This is a genomic window from Virgibacillus tibetensis (assembly GCF_036026595.1).
Taxonomy (GTDB): Bacteria; Bacillota; Bacilli; order Bacillales; family Amphibacillaceae; genus Virgibacillus_P; species Virgibacillus_P tibetensis.
This window is the reverse complement of sequence record NZ_JARZFX010000001.1, coordinates 722,284-740,965: the sequence shown is the minus strand read 5'-3', so window position 1 is coordinate 740,965 and position 18,682 is coordinate 722,284. Positions and strand designations below refer to the sequence as shown.

Genomic DNA, 18,682 nt, shown 5'->3' with positions numbered 1-18,682 from the left:
GCAGGTGTGTCGCTTGAGCAGTGAATTCGTACTATCGTTAGCTGAAAGAGGAATATATACGGTGTTATTAGTTGCAGGGCCTTTGCTTATTTTAGCATTAGCAGTAGGTCTATTGGTAAGTATCTTCCAAGCAACAACACAAATTCAAGAACAGACTTTGGCTTTCATCCCAAAAATAGTTGCAGTTCTTCTTGGTCTCGTTTTTTTTGGTCCTTGGATGTTAACAAAAATGGTTGAGTTTACAGCCGAAATATTTCAAAATTTAAATCAGTTTGTAGGGTAAAGCATGTTAGACATTATTAGTATCAATAGTATTCCTGTTTTTCTGCTCATGTTTGTGCGGGTGGCAGCCTTTTTCGTTACGTTGCCACTATTTTCATACCGAACGATTCCAACACCATTTAAAATTGGTTTCAGCTTCTTTTTAACCTTTATTATGTTTTATACCGTTGATTCTTCAGCTGTTGCTATTGATGAGTTTTATTTATTTTTACTGGTAAAGGAAGCGCTTGTCGGTCTATTAATAGGTTTAATTGCTTACATTATTCTTTCTGCAGTTCAAATTGCAGGTGGATTTATTGATTTCCAGATGGGTTTTGCAATTGCAAATGTGATGGACCCGCAAACTGGTGCACAAAGTCCTTTAACAGGCCAATATTTTTATATTATTGCTTTGTTATTTCTATTATCGGTTAACGGACATCATTTATTAATAGATGGAATCTTTTATAGTTATAACTTAATTCCAATTGAGACCTTTATACCCTTTCATGATGGTTCCATAGTTGAATTTGTAATCGATGCATTTAATAAAATGTTTCTTATTGCATTTCAAATGGCAATACCAATAGTCGGCTGTTTATTCTTAGTGGATGTGGCATTAGGTATTATTGCAAGAGCAGTACCGCAATTAAACGTTTTCGTTGTGGGACTACCTTTAAAAATATTTGTAAGCTTTGTAGCAATACTGGTCTTTCTTGCTTTGTACATAGCTCTAGTAAAAAGTTTATTTGAGATTATGTTTGAAACAATGCAAGGTCTGATGCAATTATTCGGAGGTGTTTAATTTGCACTTAAGGATGCACTTACAATTCTTTGCAGGTGAAAAGACAGAAAGAGCAACTCCTAAGAAGAAACTGGATCAACGTAAGAAAGGAAAGGTTGCAAAAAGTCAGGACGTTAACACTGCTTTTCTATTGTTATTTGTTTTTACTATATTAGTCGTATTTGGTAATTCGATAAAAAATACAATGACATCACTGTTCGAACATACTTTTACTGAGTTTATACACTGGGAAGTTACAGAAAATACAGTACACCAAGTATTTTCGGGAGCAACTGTTGAAGCAGCCAAAATGCTTGCCCCTGTTATGGTTATCGCAATCATAGCTGGACTTGCATCTAATTTTCTGCAAATCGGCTTCCTATTTACAACTGAACCGTTAAAATTTGACTTGAAAAAGATCGACCCAATTCAAGGTGCAAAGCGTATTTTTTCAATCCGGGCATTAGTTGAGTTGTTAAAGTCTTTTTTCAAGATATTATTTATCGGTGTTGTTACCTTTACGGTAATTTGGATTTATAAAGATGAGATGATGATGCTTTCCTTTAAAGATACCGAAAGCGCTTTGGCATTCTTTAGCAGAATCACTACTATAATGGGGATTTCCGCGACATTTACACTATTATTTCTTTCTGTGTTCGATTATGTTTATCAACGCTACGACTATGAAAAAAATCTGAAGATGTCAAAACAGGACGTTAAAGATGAATACAAAAATATTGAGGGAGATCCCTTAATTAAATCTAAAATTAAAGAAAAACAGAGACAGATGGCTGCACGCCGTATGATGAGCGAAGTACCAAATGCTGATGTTGTTATTACAAATCCCACACATTTTGCCATCGCTATCAGATATGATGAAGAAAAAGCAACTGCACCATATGTTGTTGCTAAGGGATTAGATCAAACGGCTCTAAGAATAAAAAAAATAGCAAAGGCGCATCGTGTTATAACTGTTGAAAATAAACCGCTTGCACGAGCCTTATACGGATCCATCGAGATTGGTGATGTTATACCGGAAGAATTTTATAAAGCAGTTGCAGAAATCTTGGCATATGTATACCGGTTAGAGAAAAAAGTTTAAGCAATGAGGAGAGACATCAATGAAAGCACGTGATTTATCCGTACTTTTAGGCGTAATCTTAATAATAATCATGTTAGTTATCCCTTTACCGGGATGGCTCTTAAGTATACTTATTTTATGTAACATCACCCTAGCACTTATAGTAATTCTAGTATCTATGAACACACAGGAAGCATTGCAATTTTCTGTCTTTCCTACTCTCTTATTGCTTTTAACTTTATTTCGTCTGGGTCTTAACGTATCAACAACAAGGTCAATTTTGTCAGAAGCAGACGCAGGTGGAGTCGTCGAGACTTTTGGTACATTTGTAATTGGAGACAATCCACTGGTAGGTTTTGTTGTATTTATTATTTTAGTAATCATTCAATTTTTAGTAATTACTAAGGGAGCTGAGCGGGTATCGGAAGTAGCTGCTCGTTTTACTTTAGATGCAATGCCAGGTAAACAAATGAGCATTGATGCAGATTTAAATGCTGGCTTAATATCGGAGCAGCAAGCAAAAGAAAGACGTGGAAAAGTTGAAAATGAAGCAGATTTTCACGGTTCCATGGATGGTGCCAGTAAATTCGTTAAAGGCGATGCTATAGCAGGGATTATTATTGTCTTAATTAACATCATTTTTGGTCTTATTATCGGAATGGTACAAATGGATATGTCATTTCAGGAAGCGATTAATGTTTATATGCGCTTAACTGTAGGGGATGGCTTAGTTAGCCAAATACCTGCATTACTAATCGCAACTGCAACCGGGATTGTTGTAACAAGAACAGCAACAACTACTGGGAATTTAGGAACGGAAGTAACTGGACAACTTCTGCAATATCCGAAACTTTTATTTATTGCAGCGGGTACTCTGTTTTTACTTGGGCTAACGCCTATTAATTTTCTCCTTACAACATCACTTGCAGGAATACTTGCTCTCAGCGGTTTTCTCCTGCTTAGAGAAGATAAAGTGCCAGAAGCACCTGATATCGAAGAAGAAGATCAGGCAGAAAGCTCCTCCATGAAATCAACTGAGAATGTGGTTAGTCTGTTGAATATGGATCCCATTGAATTTGAATTCGGCTACGCGCTAATTCCATTGGCAGATGCAAATCAGGGTGGTGATTTACTTGATCGTATCATTATGATTCGCAGACAATTGGCTATTGAGCTTGGTATTGTTATACCAGTAGTTAGAATTCGTGACAACATTCAACTGAATCCGAATGAATACCGTTTAAAAGTAAAAGGAAATGAAGTTGCTTTTGGGGAATTATTATTAGATCATTATTTGGCTATGGCACCTGATCTGGAGGATGATTCCATTGAGGGCATAGAAACTAAAGAACCTGCTTTTGGATTACCGGCAAAGTGGATTAATGAAGACAGTAAAGACGAGGCAGAGTTATCGGGTTACACAGTGGTAGACCCTCCTTCAGTTGTTTCGACACACATTACTGAAGTAATTAAGAAACACGCTTACACGTTACTTGGCAGAGAGGAAACAAAGCAGTTAATTGATCACTTAAAAGAAAGCTACCCAATTTTGGTGGAAGAAGTCACTCCTGAACCATTGGCTATAGGGGATATCCAAAAAGTGCTCGGAAAATTACTAAAAGAAAATATTTCAATCCGTAATCTGCCGATAATCTTTGAAACGTTGGCTGACTTTGCAAAAATGACGAGTGATACAGAGTTACTGGCAGAATATGTGAGGCAAGCGTTATCTTCTCAGATAACGAAACAATTTGCACAGGAGGATATGTCTTTGAAAGTCATAACAGTATCCGGCAAAGTAGAGAAATTAATTGCTGAAAACATTCAACAGACTGAACACGGGAATTATTTGGCGCTGGATCCAGATGCACAGCAATCTATTATCAAAACAATCCATGAAGAAGTTGAAAAATTAACATTACAGGAAGAAACAGCAGTGGTTTTATGTTCACCTGCAATCCGGATGTATTTAAAACAACTATTGGATCGTTTTCTGCCACAGGTTGTTGTGTTGTCCTATAATGAATTAGAACCTAGTGTACAGGTTCAAAGTGTTGGGGTGGTGAATATAGCATGAAGGTAAAAAAATACGTGGCAGCCACAATGCCGGAAGTAATGCTGCAAATACGAAAAGATTTAGGCTCTGATGCTGTTCTTTTAAATTCTAAAGAAATAAAACATGGCGGATTTTTAGGTTTTTTCAAAAAGACAAAAGTTGAAGTAGTTGCGGCATTAGATCCTGCACCTGGGCCAGCTAAGACATACAAGCAGATTGATGGAATCCGTAATGGAGAGCGGCTAAGTGAAATCTCTGTTCATAAAAAGGAATCAGGAAATGAAGTATTAAAAGAAATTAAGCAATTAAAAAAAATGATAGAGCTTCAAACTTCAAAAGAAAAATACAATTACCCACCTAATTACCAAGTGGTGTTTCAGTATTTGCTGGATCAAGAGGTCGACTTGGATATTGCTGGGCAGATTATAACTGCAGTAATGAGAAAACACGAAGAAATGGAGCTGGAACTTCCTATAGATACCTTGGTAAATGAGGTGCGAATGGAATTAATAGAGAGATTAAGCCAATTAACTTATCATGGCATTACAGATGAAATGAAGGTGGTTCACTTCGTTGGTCCTACAGGAGTAGGGAAAACTACTACCCTGGCAAAAATTGCTGCTGATTGTAAGTTGAATAATAAAAAGAAAGTTGCCTTTATAACTGCAGATACATACCGGATAGCTGCAATAGATCAGTTAAAAACCTACGCTCAAATCTTGGAAATACCAATAGAAGTAGCGTACAACAGTGAAGATTATAAAAATGCTGTTACTAAATTTGCAGCGTATGACCTGATACTTGTTGATACAGCCGGACGTAATTTCCGTGATGAGAAGTATGTTAATGAATTAATGAGCAGTCTCAGTGCTTCTGTGGAAATTACTACATTCTTAGTTTTATCACTAACGGCCAAGCCCAATGATTTATCTGAAATAGTTGACCAGTTTCAGCATTTAAAACTAAAAGAGCTAATATTTACAAAAATAGATGAAACAAGACAGTATGGAAGTGTACTAAACATCGCTGCACAAAAACAGCTGGGCGTTGCATATATTACTAATGGACAAGATGTTCCAGATGATTTAGAACGTGTCAGTCCTGAAGCAATTGCTAACTATATAATGAGTGAGCACACCCATGATTGATCAAGCTGCTGGTTTGCGTCGTCAATTACTAGAGTCACTTGATCCGAAGCAAGCAAAGACCATATCTGTTATAAGTGGAAAAGGAGGCGTCGGAAAATCAAATATTGCCTTAAATTTTTCTTTGGAATTAATAAACAATCAAAAGAAAGTGCTATTATTTGATTTGGATATTGGCATGGGAAATATTGATATTTTACTAGGAATGCATGCCAAGAAAACAATTGTCGATATGTTTAACGACCACTTATCTATTCATGATATCATTGAGACAGGACCTAATAATCTTGCTTATATAGCAGGTGGATCAGGCTTAAATGATTTTTTTACAATGGATGAGGAGAAGAGAAATTTCTTTCTTGACCAATACAGGGAATTAGTGAAAATGTATGATTATATTTTATTTGATATGGGGGCTGGAGCTACAAAGGAGAGTATCTTTTTTATCCTTGCTTCAGATGAATGCTTGGTAGTTACAACACCTGAGCCGACATCAATTACGGATGCATACGGTATGGTTAAGTATATTTTAAGTTTTGAATACGCCATGCCAATTAATGTCATTATGAATCGTTCGTATTCTCAAAAAGAGGGTGGCCAATCGCTAGATAGATTTACTCAAGTAGTTGAGCGATTCTTGCATACTACTATTAAGAAAATGGGAATCCTTCCGGAAGATAAGATTGTATCCAAAGCTGTTATCAGACAAACTCCATATGTGTTGTTGGACGAAAAATCAGCGGTTGCAAAGGCGATGAAGCAACTGACAAAGAACTATCTATCAAACTCCACAGAATTAAACAATATAGGCTCTGTTTCTTTTGTAAAGAAATTAAAACAACTTATGACTGAGAGGTAAACGGATTATGCAGCCTATCCGAGTAATCGTAATTGATGATTCAGCATTTATGAGAAAAGTCATTTCCGATATTCTTGAAAGCGACAATCGAATAGAAGTAATTGCGACAGCCAGAAATGGTGAAGATGGGTTGAAAAAAATCAAGAACCTTCATCCGGATGTGGTAACTTTAGATGTGCATATGCCAATTAAGGATGGGCTCACTGCTCTTAGGGAAATAATGAGAGACAATCCAGTTCCAGTTATTATGCTATCCAGCGTTACGGAAGAAGGTGCTGCCAAAACTGTTGAGGCGATTTCTAATGGAGCCGTTGATTTTATTATGAAGCCTTCCGGATCCATTTCTTTAAATATTGCTACAATTAAAGATGAAATTATCGATAAGGTAATTATCGCTTCCAAGGTTATACTGACCGAAACTGCAGAAATTGTATCTATCCATAAGACTGCATTAAAGCAAACAGCAAGCAATTTATATAATAAAACGATTATAGTAGTTGGAACTTCAACAGGTGGCCCTAGAGCGTTACAAAGGCTTTTAACAGATCTACCCAGTAATCTACTTGCCCCAATACTTATTGTTCAACACATGCCGCCAGGTTTTACGAAATCACTTGCAGACAGATTGAATTCATTAAGCAACGTTTATGTGAAAGAAGCTGTTCAAGGAGAAATTATAAAAGATAATACAGCGTACATAGCACCAGGTAATTATCACATGAAAGCCAAAAGAGTTGGGACTGGTTTAGCTATTGAATTAACAAAAGAAGATTTGTTAAATGGGCATAGACCTGCGGTGGATATGTTGTTTGAATCAGCAGCGACTATCCAAAAGGTAAATAAAATAGCAGTTATCCTAACAGGAATGGGTAGTGATGGAGCAAAGGGAATAAAGCGCATGAAAGAACTCGATCCAGGCACAGTTGTAATCGCCGAAGCGGAAGAGTCAGCTATAGTCTATGGTATGCCAAAGGCAGCTGTAAATACAAATTGTGTAAATCACGTAGTTCCTATAAATAATGTTGGTAAAATGGTTATTAATTTAATGAATAGAACAGAGGGCAATTAAATGGAAAGTGAATCGACGACAGCCCAATCGTTAACTGAATGGAAGTATTCAATCAGAGCCAAATCATCAGAAGGCTATTAATTAGTTGAAACTATATAAAACTTTACTGGGAGGAAATAGAATGGAAAATGTAACAACAAATAACAGGAAAGTAATTGTATTCCAATTAAAAGATGAGGAATACGCTGTATCCGTTCAGGAAGTCGGATCCATTGAGCGAATACAATCTATTACGAGAGTCCCACAAACGGATGATTTTGTAAAAGGCGTTATCAATTTGCGTGGAGTGGTAACCCCAATTATTGATCTGCGGGTTCGTTTTAATATAGAAGAAACAGAGTTTACGGAGTCCACCAGGATCATTATTGTTTATCTTGAGGAAATGGAAGTAGGGTTAATTGTTGATTCAGCCAATGATGTTATTGATATACCTGAAAATGCAATTGAACCTGCACCAGAAGTAATCGGAACAGTACATGTGGATTATATTGAGGGTGTAGCTAAATTAGATAATCGTCTACTTATACTACTTAACTTACAAAAGGTTTTAACTCGCCAGGAAATAGCTGAGTTAAAACAAGTAGAGGGCTAAAAGATGGAATTCACTGATCTTACATCGATGCAAAGAGATGTGCTTAGAGAAATCGGGAACATAGGTGCAGGGAATGCCGCTACTTCTATGTCAAAATTATTAAATAAAAAAGTAGATATGCAGGTACCTTCTGTTAATGTTGTTAGTTATGATGAGATGATGGATATGATTGGCGGACCAGAGGAACTTATTGTAGCAGTTCTATTCCGTATTCAAGGAGAAACACCGGGTACTGTGTACTTTATTCTAACAATAGAAGAAGCAGAATACCTTGTCAGCCACATGACAGGTGAGTCCGGTTTCACTCTATCCCAACAAGGAGGACCAAGTGAATATTCTACATCCGTTCTACAGGAGGTAGCAAATATATTGACAGGTTCCTATTTATCGGCTTTATCTGATTTTACCAATATAAATATGCAGCCATCTGTCCCGTATCTGAGTATAGATATGGCAGGAGCTATCTTAACGGCAGGTATACTCGAGTTATCTCAAGTTACTGATCATGCTATCATAATTGATACAAAGATAAATGGCGAGGATTCCCAGAATGGTGTACATGGTAATTTTCTTTTATTACCAGACCCTGAATCTTTTACAAAAATATACAGCGCCTTGGGAATTAACGATCATGAATGATACTCATACTCAAACAGTTGTTAAAGTTGGGATCGCCGACTTGAATATAGTTACAACTCCTACTATAATTCGTACCTCCGGATTGGGATCGTGTGTAGGAATAGTTTTGTATGATTCAAGAAAAAAAGTTGCTGGTCTATCTCATATATTGCTCCCAAGTTCTAGCTTGGCCAAGCAAACAATTATAAATGAATATAAGTATGCAGATACAGCCATTCCAATTCTAATTAATAAATTAATTGAAATAGGAGCAAGAAGACATGCCCTTCAAGCCAAGCTTGCGGGAGGTGCTCAAATGTTTCAATTTACCTCCAATTCAGATATCATGCGAATTGGTCCTAGAAACATAGAGGCTGTAAAAGAGAAGTTATGTGAGTGCAACATACCTGTTGTTTCCTCAGATTTGGGTGGAAATGCAGGAAGAACAATAGAATTCAATCCAAGTACAAGTTTGTTAAAGATCCGTAAAGTAAATACAGAGGAAATATTTATTTGAGTATTATTCTAAAAATGGTGGTAAGGAGGAGTGCTAAATGACAACTAATAAATCTCCTCATGAGCAAAAGCTGTGGAATAATTGGTTAGAAAAGAAGGATAATGAAGCAGCGAATGAGTTGATTCAAAACTACATGTATTTAGTTAGTTTTCATGCAGAACGAATTTCCAGTCACTTACCTAATAATGTGAATAAGGATGACATAAGAAGCTTTGGCTTATTGGGTTTATATGATGCCTTACAAAAATTTGAGCCCAGTCGAGATCTGAAATTTGATACGTATGCTTCTTTTCGTATCCGTGGTGCAATTATTGATGGACTGAGACGAGAGGATTGGCTCTCTAGATCCATGCGGGAAAAAGTAAAGAAAATTGAACAGGTTTCCCAGGAATTGGAGCAAAGTTTTCACAGAAGTCCCAGTCCAGAAGAAATTGCTGATAAATGTGGGTTAACTGCAAAAGAAGTAGAAATTATTATAAGAGATTCTTTGTTTGCAAATGTACTCTCAATAGAGGAAAAATCAAAAGAAGGAAATGGCGAACTGAAAGAAGGAATCGGCTACACAATACCTGACGAGGCTTCTGTTTTACCTGAACAGCATGTTCTCTCAAGTGAAATTAAACTAGAGCTGACAGAAGGCATAAAAATGTTGAATGATAATGAACAAATGGTAATTAGTTTATTTTACCATGATGAACTGACTTTGACAGAAATAGGACAGGTGTTAGGATTAACAACCTCACGTATTTCACAAATTCATAAGAGGTCAATTTTCAAACTGAGAAGCTCACTAAAAAAAATACAGAATCAGTTATAAACAGTGTAAAAGGAGAATGGCTATGGGGTTTCTAAATGAGTTCTTCTATGTAACCGTGTCAGCCGATAGAATGACTGCTCAAATCCATTCAAAAGAAACTTACAACAAGATGGACGCGGAAATTACGGAAGAATCCCTTGATCAACTGTTGTCTGATAATAAAATAGTTTATGGAATTCATCAAGACAACTTTGTTGCTATCTTAACTGATTTACCAGTAGAATCCTACCCCTTAATTATAGCTAAGGGGAATGCGGCAATAAACGGAAAAGACGGTAAAGTCTTGTATGAAATGGATTTCACAGCAGAAATAGATCGAGCTAAAGACTGGAATTTCCGTGAAGTAATGCGTATCCCATCCGTAAATATAGGGCAGAAATTAGCAAAAAAAGAAGAACCGACAAAAGGGTTGGAGGGCACAGACGTATTTGGCATGAGTCTACCCGCACTGCCAGGAAAGCCAGCAATCGATAAAGCAGGTAAAAATGTAGTGTATCGTGAAGAAGATAGTACATTTTATGCTACTTCTGAAGGACAATTAAGCGTTTCAGGTGGTAAAATTCAAGTTCAGCCGATTTTCACAGTGAACGAAACACTTTCAATGAAAAATGGAAATCTGGATTTTGTTGGTACCATCATAATACATGGCGATGTACCAACCGGGTATACTGTGAAAGCTGATGGGGATGTAAAAATTTTTGGAATGGTAGAAGCAGCAACCGTTATTGCAGGGGGATCAATCTATATATCAGAGGGATTAGCAGGGCTTAAACAAGGTACCATTAAAGCAAGTGAAAATATAACTATAAGCTACATTAATCAAGGAAGTGCATTTGCAGGAAATGATTTGTATGTTGAGAATTCTATTTTACATAGTGAGTGTACAGCTAGGAATCATGTATACTGTCAAAATGGAAATATAATCGGGGGTTCACTTTCAGCAGGGAAATCAATTGAAGCAAAAGATATAGGTAACAGAATGAGCACTCATACCGAAATAGTGTTTGGGATCAATAAAATGATAGGTGAACAAGAAATAAGTTTAATGGAAAAGAAGAAGGAATTGCAGGATACAATAACGAAATTAACTATATTAGGCAAAAAAATGGAAGCCCAGAATCCTTCTCAGGATCCTAAGTTACGCGTTACCTTGCTTAAGCAAAAAAACTCTCTGAATAAAGCACTAGAACAATTAAAAGAAGTAAGTCAGAAATTGGAACAAACCGATTCACATATTGGCAGCGAACGAGAAGCACGTTTGGTTGTTAGAAACCATTTATACTCAAACGTTATGGTTACTTTTGGGAAATACAAGCGACTAGTAGATCAAAACCACCATTATGTTCAAATGGAGATAGTTAATAATGAAATCACGTTACAACCTTTATTCATTTAAATTTTAATAAGAAAGGGAAGTGATTCTATTGAGCTGGAAATCAATAGAAATGCAAGTGGCACTTCCGAGGACACAGGACGCAGGAAAACTTCAAGAACAAATGTTGAAACAAAGTCAACATTTTCAAGAGTCCCTTGCTGGTAGCCAATTAAAACAAGAAGAATTAAGGCGGAAACGAGTTAATGAGTTTGAGAATATTAATGAAGCTAAAAACAACAAGGAAGAACTAAATCAGCATGAAATGCATGGGCATGAGAGTGATCAAAAGAAAGATACAGCGAACCACCCATATTTAGGAAAGAAAATAGATTTCAACGGATAGAAGGGATTAAATGGTATCATTTATACTTATTATAAGCTTCTTATTACACATCATTGCTCTTACAGCAATCTTTCAGCTGAAGAAACAAGTGGAGCAATTTCAAAAGCCTGAAGACACTAACGATATTTTAGAGGTTTTTGAAACATATCTTCAAGAAATAAAAGAGGAGAATAAGCGCTTGCAAGAAGATTTATTAAAGAAGACCCCAAAAGAGTATTCTGATATGAATGATGTGTCACACTTATCAGTTGCAAATGACACAACAACAGCAAACCATCCATCAAGTACTGAAAAACCGTATGAAACTATTCTTCCGGAAGATGACAAGGATGATACTGTCGAATCCTCGCTACAAGCGCATATTTTACAGCTCCATAATAAGGGGCTACCAACTTCAGAAATAGCTCAAAGACTAAACTGTGGAAAAACAGAAGCAGAGTTAACAATAAAATTATATAAAAAAGCATAAAAGCTTGATTACATAGCTTCTATGTGATATATTAATTTTTGGTGTAAATGCTAAGTTCAAGTTTATTTGAACAAGTAAAGAAAACACACGTTCAGTAATTCTTATGGATGGTGCCATCATCAAAGGTGGTCGTTATAAGGAAATGATCTGAACGGAGGAAAAAACCATTAGGAGGAATTTTTTATGTCAGCAATATCAATGAAACAATTACTCGAAGCTGGTGTGCATTTTGGTCATCAGACTCGCCGTTGGAATCCGAAGATGAAAAAATACATCTTTACGGAGCGTAACGGAATTTATATCATCGACCTTCAAAAAACAGTTAAGAAAGTTGATGAAGCGTACAAATATGTTAAAGAAATCGCATCAAACGGTGGTACGATTCTTTTTGTAGGTACGAAAAAACAAGCACAGGATTCTGTGCGTGATGAGGCAACTCGTTCTGGAATGTACTATGTTAACCAACGTTGGTTGGGTGGAACACTTACGAACTTCCAAACGATTCGCAAACGTATCAAGCGTCTTAAAGACATTGAACGTATGGAAGAAGATGGCACATTTGAAGTACTTCCAAAAAAAGAAGTTGTAGACTTAATGAAAGAAAGAGATCGTTTAGTTAAGTTTCTAGGCGGTATTAAAGAAATGACAAAACTGCCAGATGCTTTATTTGTTATTGATCCTCGTAAAGAGCGTATTGCTATTGCAGAAGCACATAAATTAAACATTCCGATTATCGGAATTGTCGACACAAACTGTGATCCGGACGAAATTGATTTTGTTATTCCTGCAAATGATGATGCTATTCGCGCAGTAAAACTTTTGACTTCAAAAATGGCAGATGCTATTTTAGAAGTAAAACAAGAGGAAGAAATAGAAGAAGTAAAAGCTGAGGAAACTGAAGCCGAAGCTGCTGAAACAGAATCAAAAGAAGCTTAATTATTAAAAAAGGTGGAGGTGATAAGAGGATAAGAGCCTTTTATCACCTTTTTTAAGAGAAAACTAAGCGAGTGACAGAATTAAAACACATAGGTGAATTATCTAAAGGAGGATCTATAATGGCAATTGCAATTACTGCTAAGATGGTTAAAGAATTACGCGAAAAAACAGGTGCTGGCATGATGGATTGTAAAAGAGCATTACAGGAAACTGATGGTGATTTAGAAAAAGCGATCGATTATTTACGTGAAAAAGGTATTTCAAAAGCAGCAAAGAAAGCGGACCGTATCGCAGCAGAGGGATCTACGTATATGGAAGTAGATAATAATACTGCTGTTCTTTTGGAAGTAAATTGTGAAACTGATTTTGTTACAAAAAATGATCAGTTCAAACAATTATTATCAGAATTGGGCAGCCACATTATTAAAGAACAGCCGAAAACGGTAGAAGAGGTTATGCAACAGCCTCTTCATGGTACTGGCGATAAAGTAGAAACGTTTATTAATTCTGTTGTTGCCAAAATAGGTGAAAAAATCTCATTGCGCCGCTTTACCATTTTGAATAAAACAGACAATGATGCTTTTGGTGCGTACCTTCATATGGGTGGTCGTATTGGTGTTTTAGCATTACTTGAAGGTACTACGGAGGAACAGGTTGCTAAGGATGTTGCGATGCACGTAGCAGCGGTTAATCCACGCTATGTTTCACGTGATGCAGTCTCTGAAGATGAGGTAAATCGTGAGCGTGAAGTACTAAAAACACAAGCGTTAAATGAAGGAAAGCCTGAGAAAATTGTTGAAAAAATGGTTGAAGGCCGATTAGGCAAGTACTTTGAAGAAATATGTCTATTGGAGCAAAGCTTCATTAAAGATCCAGATCAAAAAGTTAAAAAATACGTTTCTGATAAAGGTGCTTCTGTTAAATCATTTGTACGTTATGAAGTAGGCGAAGGTATGGAAAAACGTGAAGAGAATTTCGCAGACGAAGTAATGAGCCAAATCAAAAAATAACCAAATCTTATGTGAAGGGGGACATTCGTGTTCCCTTTTTCAAAATTCTAAGACCTGTATGCACAAAAATTCAAACTAATATTAATGTTCTGGAGGTTATTATGACAACAGCTCGTTACCGTAGAATCGTACTTAAATTAAGTGGAGAAGCACTAAGTGGTGAACAAGGTTACGGAATTGAACCCAAAATAATTCGATCGATAGCAAACCAAGTAAAAGAAGTGGCAGAATTAAACGTTGAAATAGCTATTGTTGTTGGTGGCGGAAATATCTGGCGTGGAAAAGTAGGAAGCGAAATGGGAATGGATCGTGCAACTGCAGATTACATGGGTATGCTAGCCACTATTATGAATTCACTAGCTCTTCAGGATGGTTTAGAAACGGTTGGTATACCAACCCGTGTACAAACATCAATAGAAATGCGACAAGTTGCCGAGCCTTACATAAGGAGAAAAGCAATTCGCCATTTAGAAAAAAAACGGGTAGTGATTTTTGCTGCAGGTACTGGAAACCCTTATTTCTCTACCGATACTACAGCAGCCTTACGCGCTGCGGAAATTGAAGCAGATGTTATCTTAATGGCTAAAAATAATGTGGACGGCGTTTATTCCGCAGATCCGAAACTTGACGAAGATGCCGTGAAATTTGAAGAATTATCCTATATGGATATACTTAATAAAGGGCTTGCAGTAATGGACTCAACCGCTTCGACATTATGTATGGATAATGATATTCCATTGGTTGTATTTTCAATAACTGAAGAAGGTAATATTAAAAGGGTCGTTAATGGTGAAACGATCGGAACTACGATAAGGGGGAAATAAACATGTCAGATACTATTATGAATCAAATGCGTGAAAAAATGGCACAGGCTGTTCAGGCTTTTTCTAAAAGTCTTGCAACAGTAAGAGCAGGTAGAGCTAACCCAAACCTTTTAAATAATATTTATGTTGATTATTATGGTGCATCTACCCCATTAAATCAAATTGCAACTGTATCAGCACCTGAAGCAAGAATGCTTCTTATCACACTATATGATAAAACAGCTCTTACTAATGTAGAAAAAGCAATTCAAAAAGCAGATTTAGGATTATCTCCATCAAATGATGGCAATGTAATCCGTATAAATATTCCTGCTTTAACAGAGGAAAGACGTAGAGATTTAGTGAAAGTTGTTGGCAAATATGCTGAAGAAGCACGTGTACAAGTAAGAAATATTCGCCGTGAAGCAAATGACCAGTTGAAAAAGGACAGCGACCTTACTGAGGATGAGCTTCGCAGTATGCAAGATGTTGTGCAAAAAGAGACGGATAATCGTATAGCAGACATTGATCAACTTGCAAAAGATAAGGAAGCAGAAATTACTGAAGTATAGTACACTACAATGGTTGAAAAGTAACGTACTTATCATGTAGCTGTATGAATATTCAAAAGAGATTTCCTTATACTTTCTTCTTTAAAATCTTTATTTTTTATTTAATAAAGTGTAAAATAAGTCTGTAAAGCCCTCTTATTTAAGGGGGCTTTTGTATTCTTATTCTATAATCGATATATTCGTCATGAGTTTAATGATATAATAGGGATCATCCAAACTGGATCTTATAGTTATATAATTCTTTTTCCTTCATAGTGATTATAGTTGAGAGGATTGTAAATGGATAATCAACAGCATTCGGAGGACAGAACATGTCAATGAAACTTCCTTTTTTCAAAAGTAAACAAACGGATACCGAAATCAATGATACTACAATAGAAAATATTCCTAACCACGTCGCTATCATAATGGACGGAAATGGAAGATGGGCCAAGAAGCGGGGATTACCGCGAATTGCTGGTCATAAAGAAGGTATGGAAGTAGTTAGAAATATTGTAAAAGCATCTACAAAATTCAATGTCCAGATCCTAACGTTATATGCTTTTTCAACGGAAAACTGGAAAAGACCTAAATCAGAAATCGAATTCTTAATGAAGCTGCCAAAAGAATTTTTGCATATTTATCTGCCGGATTTGATAGAAAATAATGTAAGAATTGATACAATTGGAGATTTTGATGCTTTACCTGAACATACGAAACAAGCAATACAGTACGCAAAAGATAAAACAAAAGATAATAATGGATTATTATTAAACTTTGCTTTAAACTATGGAAGTAGATTTGAAATAATAAGAGCAATAAAAAAAATTATGATTGATATTGATGGGTCGAAAATATCTGTTGATACATTAGATGAAAAAACATTTTCACAATACTTATATACACAAGGGTTGTGTGATCCTGATTTGTTGATTCGTACGAGTGGAGAACAACGGTTAAGTAACTTTTTATTATGGCAGCTGGCTTATACTGAGTTTTGGTTTACGGATGTATTGTGGCCGGATTTCAATGAAGCTATTTATCAACAAGCTCTCCTAGATTATCAGCAGCGAAAAAGACGCTATGGAGGTATTTAAGGTGATGGGAAGTTTATGAAACAACGAATTATAACAGCCATTATAGCACTCATTTTCTTTTTGCCTTTTGTAATTATTGGTGATTGGCCCTTCACTGTGCTGGTGTATGTAATGGCCACAGTCGGATTAATTGAATTAATGAGAATGCGTAATATAGGAAAATACTCTGTATCATCTGTTTTAGCCATAGGATTACTATGGCTGGTTATGCTGCCGGTTGAAGCTGATATTATACCAACAGGCTGGATTTCAAAATCTGAAATAATTATGATTGTAGTTATGTTGCTATTATCCTATACAGTATTAGTTAAGAATAAATTCACGTTTGATCACGCTGGTTTTATTCTTTTAGCTACCCTATATGTGGGCATGGGATTTTTCTTCTTAATTGAAACAAGAGATGCACAACAGGGGCTTGGCAATATAATTTACGTGTTCTTTATTGTTTGGGCAACTGATACAGGTGCTTACTTTTTTGGACGTGCTATCGGTAAAAACAAGTTATGGCCTGAGATCAGTCCAAACAAGACAATAGAAGGTGCAGTAGGTGGTATCGTACTGGCATGTGTAACTGGTGTTGCCTACCATCTGATTAACCCATTTCCATATTCGATGTTTATTATAATTGCTGTGACTATTTTAGCATCGATTGCGGGACAAATTGGTGATTTAGTGGAGTCGGCGTTTAAACGTCATTATGGTGTGAAGGATTCAGGTGATATTTTGCCAGGGCATGGTGGGATACTAGATCGATTTGATAGCGTATTATTTGTTTTTCCCTTGTTGCATTTTATCCAGTTTATTTAATTATTCTGCTCCGGCTTGAATATACTTATAAAGCCTGTACTAAAATAGGATACAAGAAAAAACAGAGTACTCCTAAACTAATAGAAGGAAGGTGCTACTTTTGAACACAGTTATAGCATTTATATTTATGTTTGGATTACTCGTATTCATCCACGAATGGGGTCACTTAATATTTGCAAAGCGTGCTGGAATGCTTGTCCGGGAGTTTGCAATAGGATTTGGTCCAAAGGTTTTTGCATTTACAAAAAATGAAACTGTCTATACGATTCGTTTGCTTCCGATTGGTGGATATGTTCGAGTTGCCGGTGAAGATCCCGAAATTATTGAATTGAAGCCAGGGCACCATATAGGGCTTGAGTTTAACGATCAAGGAAAAGTTAATAAAATAATTGTAAACAATAAATCAAAATATCCAAATGCACGTGTTATTGAGGTTGAACATGCTGATTTAGATCATCAACTGGTAATTGAAGGTTATGAAATTGATGAGCATGATCATAAATTGATATTCGAAGTAGACTCGAAAGCTTTCTTTGTAATGGATGAGAGGCAAACGCAAATCGCTCCCTATGACCGTCAGTTTGCTTCTAAAAGTGTGGGAAAAAGAGGGATGCAGTTATTTGCTGGTCCGATGATGAATTTTATTTTGGCGATTTTTATATTCTTCATTTTAGGTATTATTCAAGGTGTACCAGCTGAAAATGCTTTAATAGATGAAGTACAGCCAGGAAGTCCAGCTGAGCAAGCAGGATTTCAGGGTGGAGATGAAATTGTTCAAATAGAAGGGTCTTCCATTTCTACATGGGAGGAATTTACTGTTATTGTCCGGGATAATCCGAATGTTGAATTAAACATGACGCTTCAACGTAATGGAACAACAGAAGCAGTTACTGTTATTCCAAATGAGATTGATGCACAAGGAATGTCAATTGGACAAATTGGTGTTCAGCGAGCTTTTCAAAAATCACTGACAGGAACATTCCAATATGGCTTTACTCAAACCTATGACACAACAAAATTAATATTAACAAATCTCTTTATGTTGGTTACGGGACAGTATTCTATTGACATGTTGTCTGGCCCTGTAGGTATCTATGATGCAACCGATCAAGTTGTTCAAACAGGATTTATGAATTTCTTAATGTGGACTGCTATTCTTAGTATCAATCTGGGAATTGTTAATTTAGTTCCTCTTCCTGCTCTAGATGGAGGCCGGTTACTTTTTGTAGGTCTTGAGGCTGTCCGTGGAAAACCGATTGACCCACAAAAAGAAGGTATCGTTCATTTTGTCGGGTTCGCTTTATTAATGTTATTGATGATCGTTGTAACCTGGAACGATATACAGCGTCTTTTCTTATAAGACGCAAACCAAGGGTAAATACAATGGATCTTTTATAATAAAGAATATGAAAACCCTTGTCTTCTAACAGTGGCAAGGGTTTTCCATAATTAACAAGAGGTAATATGGTACTGATCTATATATATTTAGCTG

21 protein-coding genes are annotated in these 18,682 nt (G+C 36.3%); all 21 read left to right on the top strand.

Annotated features, from left to right (window positions below):
- Positions 1–13: 13 nt before the first annotated feature.
- The 21 genes from fliQ to rseP all read left to right on the top strand — a co-directional run bounded on the left by fliQ (position 14) and on the right by rseP (position 18,550).
- A complete protein-coding gene (fliQ, locus tag QGM71_RS04100; RefSeq protein ID WP_327606233.1) occupies positions 14–283 on the top strand; it encodes a flagellar biosynthesis protein FliQ in 270 nt (89 codons plus the stop codon).
- Positions 284–286: 3 nt separating this feature from the next.
- Entirely contained in the window at positions 287–1,066 is a 780-nt protein-coding gene (gene fliR / locus QGM71_RS04095) for a flagellar biosynthetic protein FliR (RefSeq protein WP_327606232.1), read from the top strand.
- A gap of 1 nt (position 1,067) precedes the next feature.
- Complete coding sequence (gene flhB, locus QGM71_RS04090) at positions 1,068–2,147, top strand: flagellar biosynthesis protein FlhB (RefSeq protein ID WP_327606231.1); 1,080 nt, start codon at positions 1,068–1,070, stop codon at positions 2,145–2,147.
- 19 nt (positions 2,148–2,166) lie between these two features.
- Positions 2,167–4,203, top strand: a complete 2,037-nt coding sequence (gene flhA, locus QGM71_RS04085; RefSeq protein ID WP_327606230.1) for a flagellar biosynthesis protein FlhA — start codon at positions 2,167–2,169, stop codon at positions 4,201–4,203.
- On the top strand, positions 4,200–5,330 hold the full coding sequence (gene flhF / locus QGM71_RS04080) for a flagellar biosynthesis protein FlhF (RefSeq protein WP_327606229.1): 1,131 nt from the start codon (positions 4,200–4,202) through the stop codon (positions 5,328–5,330). The genes flhA and flhF overlap by 4 nt, the downstream gene beginning before the upstream one ends.
- On the top strand, positions 5,323–6,186 hold the full coding sequence (locus QGM71_RS04075) for a MinD/ParA family protein (RefSeq protein WP_327606228.1): 864 nt from the start codon (positions 5,323–5,325) through the stop codon (positions 6,184–6,186). The genes flhF and QGM71_RS04075 overlap by 8 nt, the downstream gene beginning before the upstream one ends.
- Positions 6,187–6,193: 7 nt before the next feature.
- Positions 6,194–7,255 (top strand): protein-glutamate methylesterase/protein-glutamine glutaminase, encoded by a 1,062-nt coding sequence (locus tag QGM71_RS04070; RefSeq protein WP_327606227.1) that lies wholly within the window; start codon positions 6,194–6,196, stop codon positions 7,253–7,255.
- A 121-nt stretch (positions 7,256–7,376) separates the two neighbouring features.
- Entirely contained in the window at positions 7,377–7,847 is a 471-nt protein-coding gene (locus QGM71_RS04065; protein WP_327606226.1) for a chemotaxis protein CheW, read from the top strand.
- 3 nt (positions 7,848–7,850) lie between these two features.
- On the top strand, positions 7,851–8,486 hold the full coding sequence (locus QGM71_RS04060; protein WP_327606225.1) for a chemotaxis protein CheC: 636 nt from the start codon (positions 7,851–7,853) through the stop codon (positions 8,484–8,486).
- Entirely contained in the window at positions 8,479–8,982 is a 504-nt protein-coding gene (locus QGM71_RS04055) for a chemotaxis protein CheD (RefSeq protein ID WP_327606224.1), read from the top strand. The genes QGM71_RS04060 and QGM71_RS04055 overlap by 8 nt, the downstream gene beginning before the upstream one ends.
- A gap of 37 nt (positions 8,983–9,019) precedes the next feature.
- Positions 9,020–9,799 (top strand): FliA/WhiG family RNA polymerase sigma factor, encoded by a 780-nt coding sequence (locus QGM71_RS04050; protein WP_327606223.1) that lies wholly within the window; start codon positions 9,020–9,022, stop codon positions 9,797–9,799.
- Between the two features lie 22 nt (positions 9,800–9,821).
- The gene (locus tag QGM71_RS04045) at positions 9,822–11,195 is read left to right on the top strand and encodes a DUF342 domain-containing protein (protein ID WP_327606222.1); all 1,374 of its coding nucleotides are present in this window, start codon (positions 9,822–9,824) and stop codon (positions 11,193–11,195) included.
- A 19-nt stretch (positions 11,196–11,214) separates the two neighbouring features.
- Positions 11,215–11,517, top strand: a complete 303-nt coding sequence (locus QGM71_RS04040) for a hypothetical protein (RefSeq protein ID WP_327606221.1) — start codon at positions 11,215–11,217, stop codon at positions 11,515–11,517.
- Positions 11,518–11,527: 10 nt separating this feature from the next.
- The gene (locus tag QGM71_RS04035; RefSeq protein WP_327606220.1) at positions 11,528–11,986 is read left to right on the top strand and encodes a DUF6115 domain-containing protein; all 459 of its coding nucleotides are present in this window, start codon (positions 11,528–11,530) and stop codon (positions 11,984–11,986) included.
- 183 nt (positions 11,987–12,169) lie between these two features.
- Positions 12,170–12,922, top strand: coding sequence for a 30S ribosomal protein S2 (rpsB, locus tag QGM71_RS04030; RefSeq protein WP_327606219.1), 753 nt, complete (start codon positions 12,170–12,172; stop codon positions 12,920–12,922).
- A gap of 125 nt (positions 12,923–13,047) precedes the next feature.
- Entirely contained in the window at positions 13,048–13,932 is an 885-nt protein-coding gene (gene tsf / locus QGM71_RS04025; RefSeq protein ID WP_327606406.1) for a translation elongation factor Ts, read from the top strand.
- A 101-nt stretch (positions 13,933–14,033) separates the two neighbouring features.
- Entirely contained in the window at positions 14,034–14,756 is a 723-nt protein-coding gene (gene pyrH / locus QGM71_RS04020; protein ID WP_327606218.1) for a UMP kinase, read from the top strand.
- Between the two features lie 2 nt (positions 14,757–14,758).
- Complete coding sequence (gene frr, locus QGM71_RS04015) at positions 14,759–15,307, top strand: ribosome recycling factor (RefSeq protein WP_327606217.1); 549 nt, start codon at positions 14,759–14,761, stop codon at positions 15,305–15,307.
- A 311-nt stretch (positions 15,308–15,618) separates the two neighbouring features.
- A complete protein-coding gene (locus QGM71_RS04010; RefSeq protein WP_327606216.1) occupies positions 15,619–16,383 on the top strand; it encodes an isoprenyl transferase in 765 nt (254 codons plus the stop codon).
- 15 nt (positions 16,384–16,398) lie between these two features.
- Positions 16,399–17,190 (top strand): phosphatidate cytidylyltransferase, encoded by a 792-nt coding sequence (locus QGM71_RS04005; protein ID WP_327606215.1) that lies wholly within the window; start codon positions 16,399–16,401, stop codon positions 17,188–17,190.
- A 100-nt stretch (positions 17,191–17,290) separates the two neighbouring features.
- Entirely contained in the window at positions 17,291–18,550 is a 1,260-nt protein-coding gene (gene rseP, locus QGM71_RS04000; protein WP_327606214.1) for an RIP metalloprotease RseP, read from the top strand.
- Positions 18,551–18,682: the final 132 nt, after the last annotated feature.

Bases quoted from the DNA above. Each gene is read 5' to 3' on its own strand.
- fliR (WP_327606232.1), top strand. From the start codon at position 287: ATGTTAGACATTATTAGTATCAATAGTATTCCTGTTTTTCTGCTCATG.
- flhA (WP_327606230.1), top strand. From the start codon at position 2,167: ATGAAAGCACGTGATTTATCCGTACTTTTAGGCGTAATCTTAATAATA.
- flhF (WP_327606229.1), top strand. From the start codon at position 4,200: ATGAAGGTAAAAAAATACGTGGCAGCCACAATGCCGGAAGTAATGCTG.
- QGM71_RS04075 (WP_327606228.1), top strand. From the start codon at position 5,323: ATGATTGATCAAGCTGCTGGTTTGCGTCGTCAATTACTAGAGTCACTT.
- QGM71_RS04070 (WP_327606227.1), top strand. From the start codon at position 6,194: ATGCAGCCTATCCGAGTAATCGTAATTGATGATTCAGCATTTATGAGA.
- QGM71_RS04065 (WP_327606226.1), top strand. From the start codon at position 7,377: ATGGAAAATGTAACAACAAATAACAGGAAAGTAATTGTATTCCAATTA.
- QGM71_RS04060 (WP_327606225.1), top strand. From the start codon at position 7,851: ATGGAATTCACTGATCTTACATCGATGCAAAGAGATGTGCTTAGAGAA.
- QGM71_RS04055 (WP_327606224.1), top strand. From the start codon at position 8,479: ATGAATGATACTCATACTCAAACAGTTGTTAAAGTTGGGATCGCCGAC.
- QGM71_RS04050 (WP_327606223.1), top strand. From the start codon at position 9,020: ATGACAACTAATAAATCTCCTCATGAGCAAAAGCTGTGGAATAATTGG.
- QGM71_RS04045 (WP_327606222.1), top strand. From the start codon at position 9,822: ATGGGGTTTCTAAATGAGTTCTTCTATGTAACCGTGTCAGCCGATAGA.
- QGM71_RS04035 (WP_327606220.1), top strand. From the start codon at position 11,528: ATGGTATCATTTATACTTATTATAAGCTTCTTATTACACATCATTGCT.
- rpsB (WP_327606219.1), top strand. From the start codon at position 12,170: ATGTCAGCAATATCAATGAAACAATTACTCGAAGCTGGTGTGCATTTT.
- pyrH (WP_327606218.1), top strand. From the start codon at position 14,034: ATGACAACAGCTCGTTACCGTAGAATCGTACTTAAATTAAGTGGAGAA.
- frr (WP_327606217.1), top strand. From the start codon at position 14,759: ATGTCAGATACTATTATGAATCAAATGCGTGAAAAAATGGCACAGGCT.
- QGM71_RS04010 (WP_327606216.1), top strand. From the start codon at position 15,619: ATGTCAATGAAACTTCCTTTTTTCAAAAGTAAACAAACGGATACCGAA.
- QGM71_RS04005 (WP_327606215.1), top strand. From the start codon at position 16,399: ATGAAACAACGAATTATAACAGCCATTATAGCACTCATTTTCTTTTTG.